This window comes from Trichococcus sp. (assembly GCF_049684335.1).
Taxonomy (GTDB): domain Bacteria; phylum Bacillota; class Bacilli; order Lactobacillales; family Aerococcaceae; genus Trichococcus.
In genome coordinates, this window is the sequence record NZ_JBAVFV010000047.1 from 1 (window position 1) to 9,105 (window position 9,105).

Annotated in this window: 8 protein-coding genes and 1 rRNA gene; 2 read left to right on the forward strand and 7 right to left on the reverse strand. The window is 47.0% G+C overall.

The genetic code is table 11. From position 1 onward, the window contains the following. Positions 1-399: 399 nt before the first annotated feature. The 5 genes from proS to WBM30_RS08920 form a co-directional block, all read right to left on the reverse strand. Positions 400-1,839, reverse strand: coding sequence for a proline--tRNA ligase (gene proS, locus WBM30_RS08900; RefSeq protein WP_424900387.1), 1,440 nt, complete (start codon positions 1,837-1,839; stop codon positions 400-402). Between the two features lie 339 nt (positions 1,840-2,178). Continuing rightward, positions 2,179-2,742, reverse strand: a complete 564-nt coding sequence (locus WBM30_RS08905; protein ID WP_424900388.1) for a GNAT family N-acetyltransferase — start codon at positions 2,740-2,742, stop codon at positions 2,179-2,181. Positions 2,743-2,837: 95 nt separating this feature from the next. Then, positions 2,838-4,199, reverse strand: a complete 1,362-nt coding sequence (gene fumC / locus WBM30_RS08910; protein WP_424900389.1) for a class II fumarate hydratase — start codon at positions 4,197-4,199, stop codon at positions 2,838-2,840. Between the two features lie 51 nt (positions 4,200-4,250). Beyond that, positions 4,251-5,903, reverse strand: coding sequence for an NAD-dependent malic enzyme (locus WBM30_RS08915; protein ID WP_424900394.1), 1,653 nt, complete (start codon positions 5,901-5,903; stop codon positions 4,251-4,253). 67 nt (positions 5,904-5,970) lie between these two features. Then, positions 5,971-6,546: an acyl-CoA thioesterase gene (locus WBM30_RS08920; RefSeq protein ID WP_424900390.1), complete on the reverse strand. Its 576-nt coding sequence runs from the start codon at positions 6,544-6,546 to the stop codon at positions 5,971-5,973. Positions 6,547-6,692: 146 nt separating this feature from the next. On the opposite strand from WBM30_RS08920, the gene WBM30_RS08925 reads away from it, so the two are divergent. After that, entirely contained in the window at positions 6,693-7,127 is a 435-nt protein-coding gene (locus WBM30_RS08925; RefSeq protein ID WP_424900391.1) for a universal stress protein, read from the forward strand. A gap of 150 nt (positions 7,128-7,277) precedes the next feature. On the opposite strand, the gene WBM30_RS08930 is transcribed toward WBM30_RS08925, so the two are convergent. Beyond that, entirely contained in the window at positions 7,278-8,138 is an 861-nt protein-coding gene (locus WBM30_RS08930) for a hypothetical protein (RefSeq protein WP_424900392.1), read from the reverse strand. Between the two features lie 205 nt (positions 8,139-8,343). Here WBM30_RS08930 and WBM30_RS08935 point away from each other — a divergent pair, with 205 nt between their 5' ends. Continuing rightward, positions 8,344-8,964: a CAP domain-containing protein gene (locus WBM30_RS08935; RefSeq protein WP_424900393.1), complete on the forward strand. Its 621-nt coding sequence runs from the start codon at positions 8,344-8,346 to the stop codon at positions 8,962-8,964. A gap of 61 nt (positions 8,965-9,025) precedes the next feature. On the opposite strand, the gene rrf is transcribed toward WBM30_RS08935, so the two are convergent. Next, positions 9,026-9,105: ribosomal RNA gene (rrf, locus tag WBM30_RS08940) — 5S ribosomal RNA — on the reverse strand; the annotation flags it as partial.

Genomic DNA, 9,105 nt, shown 5'->3' on the forward strand with positions numbered 1-9,105 from the left:
TACGACGCAAAAAAAGCTCTAGGACTGCGGCAACAGGCTAGAGCAAACTAAAAAAATTTTTTCCACTTAAATTATAGCATGGGAGTGACTTTTTGCGCATTTTTCAGCTATTTATTTTCAAACAAAATAGCGGCATATGAAATGAATAAATCCAGTTGTTTAGAGGATTATTCCCCATATCAATGTGTCCCAAAACAACCAATATGATAGCGACACCTTTAGCGCAGTCTAAATAAGTCATTCTTTGCATTTTCTTCATTTCGCCTTCCTGCCATTCCGTTTTGATGATCAAAACATTCTGTATACTTTTCATAAACAATTGAGGTTTGCTGCCAATATTCAGAGAATACGGCAACAAACCTCATTTATTTTACTCTATAGCTTTCAATATTCACTGTTTTAATATGCTCTAGCTAACCAAACTGTGTGTTTGGCTGGTTTGCCTGAAACGATACAGGTTGTTTTTTCGATTGGTGGGTTGAAAGGCATGTTGCGGGTCGTGAAGCCAGTTTCTTCCTTGATCTTCGCTTCCGTTTCAAGCTCGCCGTCCCATCCTGCCAATACGAATCCAGGCACTTCACCTGCTGCTTTCTTCGCTTCGATATGTGCTTTCAGTTCGTCCAACGTGTCGATGTTGGTGTATTCATTGGCTTTGCGGTTTTCACGGGCCGTTTCTAACAAACGGACTTGCATTTCGTCCAATGCTTTCGGCACGAAGTCCATGATTTCATCCAAGGATACAGCCACTTTGTCGGAAAGGTCACGCATTTTCACCATTACTTGGTTGTTTTCCATATCGCGCGGTCCGAATTCGATGCGCATCGGTACGCCCTTCAGTTCCCACTCGTTGAATTTGAATCCAGGCGAGTTGTCGCTGTCGTCCAAGAGAACGCGGATACCGGTAGCTTTCAGATCTTTTTGTAATACTTCCAGACGTTCCACGATTTCAGGTTTCTTCTTCCATGGGCCAACCGGCATCAAGACAACTTGTTTCGCTGCGACTTTAGGAGGCAACACCAATCCTTGTTCATCGCCGTGGACCATGATCATTGCACCAATCAAACGTGTGGAGACGCCCCAAGAAGTAGTATGCGCATAAACGTGTTCGTTATCACGGTTCAAATATTTGATGTCGAATGCTTCCGCGAATTTTGTGCCCATATAGTGGGAAGTGCCGGCCTGAACTGCTTTTCCGTCTTTCATCATCGCTTCTACGGAGTAGGTATCAACCGCACCTGCGAAACGTTCTGAAGGCGTTTTTTGCCCTTCGTAGACAGGTACTGCCAACAAACCTTCGATGACTTCTTTGTAGACTTGCAGCATACGCATGGTACGACGGCGCGCATCTTCTTCATCAGAATGGGCAGTATGTCCTTCTTGCCAAAGGAATTCGGAAGTACGCAAGAACGGCAAGGTTTTCTTTTCCCAACGGAACACGTTAGCCCATTGGTTGATTTCCATCGGCAGATCGCGGTAAGAATTGATCCAGTCACCGAAAGCCGTACCGATCATCGTTTCCGATGTTGGACGCAATGCCAAACGTTCTTCCAATTTTTCGCCGGCAGCTTCCGTAACCCATGGTAATTCCGGGCTGAAGCCTTCGATATGGTCTTTTTCTTTTGTGAAGAATGATTCCGGGATCAGCATCGGGAAGTAGGCGTTGCGGATACCTTCCTCTTTGAAGCGTGCGTTGAATTCTTCCTGGATATGTTCCCAGATTTCATAGCTGTCCGGTTTAAAAATGATGCAGCCGCGTACAGGTGAATAATCCATCAGATCAGCTTGTTTGATGGTTTGGATATACCATGCTGAAAAATCTTCTTTTTGTAAGTTACTCATGTTTTTCCTCCTGATTTTAAAATATTTTTTCTATTTGATTGCAAAAAAATAAGCATAATCCATCCTTAACAAGGACGAAATATACTTTCCTGATGTATTTCCGCGGTACCACCTTCATTGGCTCTCATTATTGACGAAAGCCCAACTCAACATCTGGTAACGGCAGAAAACCGGCCATATTTCTAAGGCATACTGTCAGGTAGGTTCAACGGATCAGTGGGGGTCCCTCTTCCAGCCTAGGAAAGACTCTCTTTGCCCATCATCCATATACTATTCCTTACGTTCAATCACTAATTATTGTATGAGAAAAGCTCCGAAATAGCAATGCTTTTTTGCGGTTTAGACTTTCCTTGCTTGCTGGAAATATTCTTCCTTCAGAATTCCGTAATAAGCCATGTCGCAGCTGCGCCCTTTGAAGACTTTGTGTCTGCGCAATACGCCTTCCGGTTGCATCCCTAGCCGTTTCATCACCTCGCCCGAAGCCGGGTTGAGAACGTCATGCATCGCAAAAACTTTTTCCAGTTTCAAAACTTCAAAAGCCAGAGCCGTGATGAGCTTGCCGGCTTCCGTCATATAGCCGTTCCCGCGGTAATCCTTGTTCAAGGTGTAGCCCATTTCCGCAATGCGGTCAGTAGGGTTCGGACGGATATCGATCGTCCCGATCATCTTTTTGGTGTCCTTCACTACAATCGCATACTTTCCCGCCGGCGCCGCCATGAAGTAATTCGCGATGGCCTCTTCTGTCATTGCCCGATTGCGATGCATTTCGAAGACAAAACGGGTCGTTTCCTCATCGGAAGCATACACGAACATATCCGGAGCATCGGCAAAACCAACAGGACGCAGCAAAATCCGCTCACCTTCCAAAATGCTGTGCTTCATCAATTCCAAGGTGATATCCATTTTTAGGCCTCCTATGTTTATTCTGTTTCAAAATGATAGACAACAAAAGCGGATCGACTGGACCTGCCTGTCGACCCGCACTTCGTCGGAAAAAATTATACCATCTTCATCGGATCCACGTACTTATCGAACTCTTCAGAAGTGACATGTCCCATCGCGACAGCCGCCTCCTTCAGGGAAGTGCCGTCCACGAAAGCCTTCTGGGCGATTTTGGCTGCTTTCTCATATCCTATGTACGGGTTCAACGCAGTCACCAGCATCAAGGAATTGGTCAGGTTATGGCTGATTTTGTCCTGTTCTGCCTTGATTCCACTCGCACAGTTTTCATCAAAACTGATTAGCGCATCCGCAAGCAGGCGTACAGACTGCATGAAGCTGTTCACGATGAGCGGCATATAGGTGTTCAGCTGGAAAGAACCTTGCGAAGCTGCAAACCCGATGGCGCTGTCGTTGCCCATCACTTGGATGCAGGCCATCGTTACGGCTTCGGATTGCGTCGGATTGACTTTTCCGGGCATGATTGAACTTCCAGGCTCATTCATCGGGATGCTGATTTCGCCGATTCCGCTTCTCGGGCCGCTCGCCAACCAACGGACATCATTTGCAATCTTGTAGAAATTGGCTGCCAATGCTTTGACTGCCCCGTGCGTATGCACAAAAGCATCCTTGCTGGTCAGCGCATGGAATTTGTTCTCTGCTCCTACGAAAGCTTCACCAGTGCGTTCCGCAACTTTTTCGATCGTTTTTTGGATGAAGATCGGATCGGCATTCAGACCCGTTCCTACAGCTGTCCCGCCTAAAGCCACTTGCCGCATGTATTTCAAGGAGTCCTCGATCATGGACTTGGTTTCCTCAAGCATAACGCGCCATGCACTGATTTCCTGGCCTAAGGTTAATGGCGTCGCATCCTGAAGATGAGTGCGGCCCAATTTGACGATTGCCGCATTTTCATGTTCCAGACGGGTCAGGGTGCCAATCAATTGCTCAATCGCCGGATACAGTTTATTTTTTATGTACAGGACGCCGGCGATGTGCATGGCAGCCGGGAATGTATCATTGGAGCTCTGGCCCTTGTTCACATGGTCGTTAGGATGGATGCCGCCGTCAACAAGCTGGTTGCCCCGGTTCGCTAGCACTTCGTTCACGTTCATATTGGATTGCGTACCGCTTCCGGTCTGCCATACGGACAAAGGAAATTGATCGTCCCATTTTCCTTCAAGCACTTCGTCAGCCGCCAAAAGGATGCCCTTTGCCACAGTCTCATCCAACAAACCGACTTCATGGTTTGATGCTGCGGCAGCCCGTTTGATTTCGGTCAATGCATAGATGACTTCCATCGGAATCTTTTCGATTCCGATCTTGAAGTTTTCCAGACTGCGCTGTGTTTGTGCACCCCATAATTTATCTGCTGCTACTTTTACTTCCCCTAATGAGTCATGTTCAATCCGATATTCCATTCATCCCGTTCCTTTCTGTCATTTCTTCCGTTTACGGACGTGTTTTTTGTTCTAATATTCTGCTTTCCAGATGGCAGCTTCGACAGCCTCCATCGGGTCCGTTATTTCAACACCATTCACACCATCTTCGATGGCTGCTTGGATGACGGCTGCCGCAACCAATTTTGATGCTTCGCGCAACTGGGAAACCGGCGGCAAAATCGCTGCTCCCGCTTCCTCCAAGTTCTGCAGGGAAGTGATGCCGTGCGCGGCAGCGGACAGCATTCTGTCCGTAACTGTCTTCGCTTTTGCGATGACGATCCCAAAGCCTAAGCCCGGATACAATAAGGCGTTATTCGCTTGCCCGATTTTATAGTTCACGCCATTGTATGCGATCGGATTGGATGGGCTGCCGGTGACGACCAACGCTCTTCCCTCGGACCAAGCGATGACATCCGAAGCCTTTGCTTCGCATAATCTTGTTGGATTGGAGATTGGCATGATAGCCGGACGTTCATTGTATGCTGCCATCTTTTCGACGACTGCTTGCGTAAAGGCGCCGGCTTGGCCTGAAGTGCCAATCAGGACAGTCGGTTTGACGGCATCGATGATTTCAGCCAAATCGGTCAGCTGTGTAGGGAACTCATCCGCGGCGCGCGCATATTTTTGCTGACCCGGCGTCAGGTCTGCCATATCATCAGTGACCAGACCGTAGCGATCCACCATGTAAAATTGTTTGCGGGCTTCCTCGCTGTCAGCACCTTGCAGCAGCATCTCCATGAGGATTTGGTCGGAAACACCTACACCGGCAGTTCCGCCGCCGAAAACAAGGATTTTGTGTTCTGTAATCGGCTTATCAGTGACTCTGACCACCGAATCCATCGCAGCCGACATCATCACGCCGGTTCCTTGGATGTCATCATTGAACGTGCAGATTTTATCGCGGTACTGTTCCAGAATATTAGCGGCGTTGTCGCGGCCGAAATCTTCCCAATGGAACAACACATCCGGGAACAGCGCGGAAGCCTCTTCAACAAACGTTTCGATGAATGGGTAATAAGCCTCTCCGGTCACGCGTTTGTGCTTGTTGCCAAGGTAGAACGGATCCTCCAGCAACGCTTGGTTGTTTGTGCCCGCATCGATAACGATCGGCAATACCTGCTGCGGATTTAATCCCGAAGCGACTGTGTAGACGGCCAGTTTCCCTACCGAAATCGCGATGCCCTGAATACCCCAATCGCCGATCCCAAGCACCCCTTCGCCATCCGTAATGACCATCATTTTGATTTCTTCATCCATTCCTCTGCTGCCGTTCAGCAAAGCGCTGCGGATAGCTTCCGGACGATTCACATCCAAATAGACCGCATCCTGGGGGATCTGATAATCCCGCGAATAATTCATGACCGTGTCCGCAATGGTCGGCGTATAGATGACCGGCAACAACTCCGTCACATGTTTCCCGATGACATGGTAAAAAAGCACGCGGTTCTGGGCATAGATATTCATCAGGTGCTTCTGCTTGGAATAGGCATCGGTCAGTTGCCCCAATTGCGCATAGACAATCTCTCCCTGCTCTTCCAATGTACGCACTGCAGTCGGCAACAAACCTTCCAATCCCAATGTTGCCCGTTCTTCCAGAGTGAATGCAGTCCCTTTATTAAAAAATGGCTGACCCAATAAATCTTTTCCGTTAATTTTCGACACGTTGACACACTCCTGCTCCATCATTTGTATGTATTTCTTTCCATGCTATTCAGATCAAGGGTTGCTATGCTGTTTCTGCCTGCAAACGCTAGTCTGCCCAAGGTATTTCTATCGTGAGATGTTCATGCAGCTCTTTTTGGTAGTCCAGATCGGCTCTCCGCTTTTGCCGTCTTTCTTCATATCCGCTGTTGATGAATTTTTCCTCTACCGTTTCCGGTACGATTTTTGGAAGACAGACTTTATCCCCATTTTCATCAGGGAGCGCCACAAATGTCAAAAAGCAGGTAGCCGCCAAGTAACGTTCCCCCGTCCGAAGATTCTCCCCAGTCACTTTTGTGAAGATTTCCATGGAAGTCTTGCCTGCTCCTGACACAAACGTATCGATGCAGACCGAATGCCCTGTCGGAAGCGGCTTGAGGAAGTTCAACGTATCCACAGATGCAGTCACATTGGTCGTACGACCGAAACGCTCCCCGGAAATTGCCGCACAATCATCGATCATGCTCATCAGCTTACCGCCGAACAAAGTACCATGGTAATTTGAATCGAACGGAAAGACATGGTGCGTCTGAATCACCTTCGTCTGCCTGCAATATCTGATATCCCGCTCTTGGTTCGTTTCCGTCATATCCGTCTTCAATCCTCTCTTGTTTCGTAAATTCATTTTAGCATGCTTCATTTCTTTTTAATAGTTCTGCCAAATAATTCTCATTTTTGTCACCGGTTCCCGGCTTCCTTTTCAAACCTTGTTGTTGTAAAATGAATGTAGGAAGCGTTTTCTGAACAAAATCAAAAAAGGAGCGGGTAAAAATGTTAGCAGAATACAAAAATATTTTGGTTCCCGTTGACGGTTCAGGTCAGTCAGAAGATTCGTTCAAAAAAGCTGTTGCCATTGCCAAACGCAATAACGCCGCGTTGCACATTATCTACGTTCAGGACACACGCAATGTTCCTCTTAGCCCTGAATATGAATCCAGAGTGACGGAAGCATACAAGGATATGCAATATGAATTCCTTGATGAAATGATGACATTCGCCACAAATGAAGGGATTGAAATCAAGAAGTCTGTAACCAACGGCAACCCAATGACATTGATCGCTGAAGCATTTCCAAAAGAATACAACATCGATCTTATTGTCATCGGAGCGACAGGTAAAGGTGCAATCACCAGGGCTTTTGTTGGATCGGTCTCTAACTATGTGGTCCGTCATGCACCGTGTGATGTTTTGGTTGTCCGTACCTAAAAGTAACGCACAAATTTTGCAGCCGTATCTCAGAAAACGTAGAACAGCCCTGTCCAGCTTTCGCTGCACAAGGCTGTTTCCTTTTATCCATTAATTAGCATAATCCCAAAGCCAGACAATTTCTGTATTTTTTTGATAGCCTTCGTTCAGCTAGAGGTCATTGACAGTACCGCCCGATTCCTCGCTGTCGATCCAAGCACCATCAAAAAATTGAATTGCGTACGGCCCTTCGCTGGTGAGGTCAAAATAAGCCTTTTCTGTGAAAGACTCCCCCGGTGCGACAGTATGCAGCCAGAAATGGGTATAGCGCAGTGGCAGGCTTTTCCCCTCACCATCAAGTGCCAAAAAGTAGTTGGGTGCGATATAGGTATCGCTGTTGCCGTTGTTGACGTATTGTATTTCCACTTCCAACAGTTTTTCTCCAAGCGGGTTGAGTTCTTCCAGCCCATCTATTTCTCGGATTTCCGTCACCGTTACCAATTCATTTATCCCGGAATCGTCGCTCAAAAAGTTTTGCGCTTCGCCTTCATTAACCGTAAAAGCAGGTGGGGTTATCGTTGGTTTTTCATTGGGCATAAAAGTTATGGTAACATAGCTTTCAGGAGCAAGATCATCCAGATCGATGCCGGTATCGCCATAGCTGACGGATGTATCCGTCGTGAAAGTAATTTCCGTTTCGATCCCGGGGCCTTGATACGGATAATCAAACTCCCACACGTTGTTTGTCTCGCGGTAATCAACAGCTGTTCCTTCTATGAGGGTCGTCACTTGATCAAACCCTTCAGCAGTACCTTCTAAGGCAAAATAGTTATACTTATCTCCTCTGGTGATTCCGTCCTTTACGCCGCTTGAAAAGATAATCGTTTTAGCAACACTTTCCTCGGACTCGGCAGCAACAGCAGCTGATTCTTCGCTCAACACAGAATTTACGGTTGAACTTTCGGTCTCATTTTGGCATGCAGCAAAGACACTAGCGCAGAAAATAAACAGCAATCCCAACTTTTTGTTCATAGCAATTCCCCTTCCAACAATCAGCCCACAATAAGTTGCCTACTTCCGATTATTATCCTCATCTTAACAAACTATCCGACAAAAAACGAATCCCAGACTTTCTTCAGGACATTGGGTGGATAATTGACTATAATGGAAACATACTTGAATCTACTGGATATTTCCCAGTAATAAACTATTCGAAAATCTGAAAGGAGCGGTGCGGATGCGAATCATTAGAGGCCTGCTGTTCACTGGCATAGCAGCGTTGTTGATCGGATATGGAATAAACCGTAATGCTTTGAACGAAAAATTTCCGTTTCTCGAGCAAACAGTCCAAACGGATGTGGCTGAGACAATTCAAGTGCTGACAAGCCCTGAAGGCGTCGACCTGCTTATAGCTCCCTTCACCCGACCTGATGAAATCGACTATACCCTAGTGGAAGATAAAATCATGATTTTGCTGAATGACCTTCGCCTGCAGCAAGGCTTGCTTCCCCTTACCAAAAATGAAACCCTTAAAGCGGCGGCCGATCATCGGGCTATTGAAACACAGACATCGTTTTCGCATACCCGGCCGGACGGAACCGATTTTTACACAATCATCCTGACCGATGATTACTGGTACCCTTATCAAACGGTCGGGGAAAATCTGGCAATGGCGACCTATTTCAAGGACGAAGAAGGTATGGCCCAATTTTTGTTCGATGGATGGGTGGAAAGTGAAGGGCATTACGCGAATATGGTTCATCCCGATTTCCTCGAGGTAGGCATCGGCGTCCATTATGACGGGGAATTTCTGTACGCTGTGCAGCTGTTTGGGAAACAAAATCAACAGGCGGATTAATCTGAAAAAGCACAAAAAAAAAGCAAGCATCAGGAATATCCTGCATGCTTGCTTTTCGTTTGCGCGGCAACGTCCTACTCTCACAAAGGGAAACCCTTCACTACAATCGGCGCTAAGAAGCTTAACTTCTGTGTTCGAGAT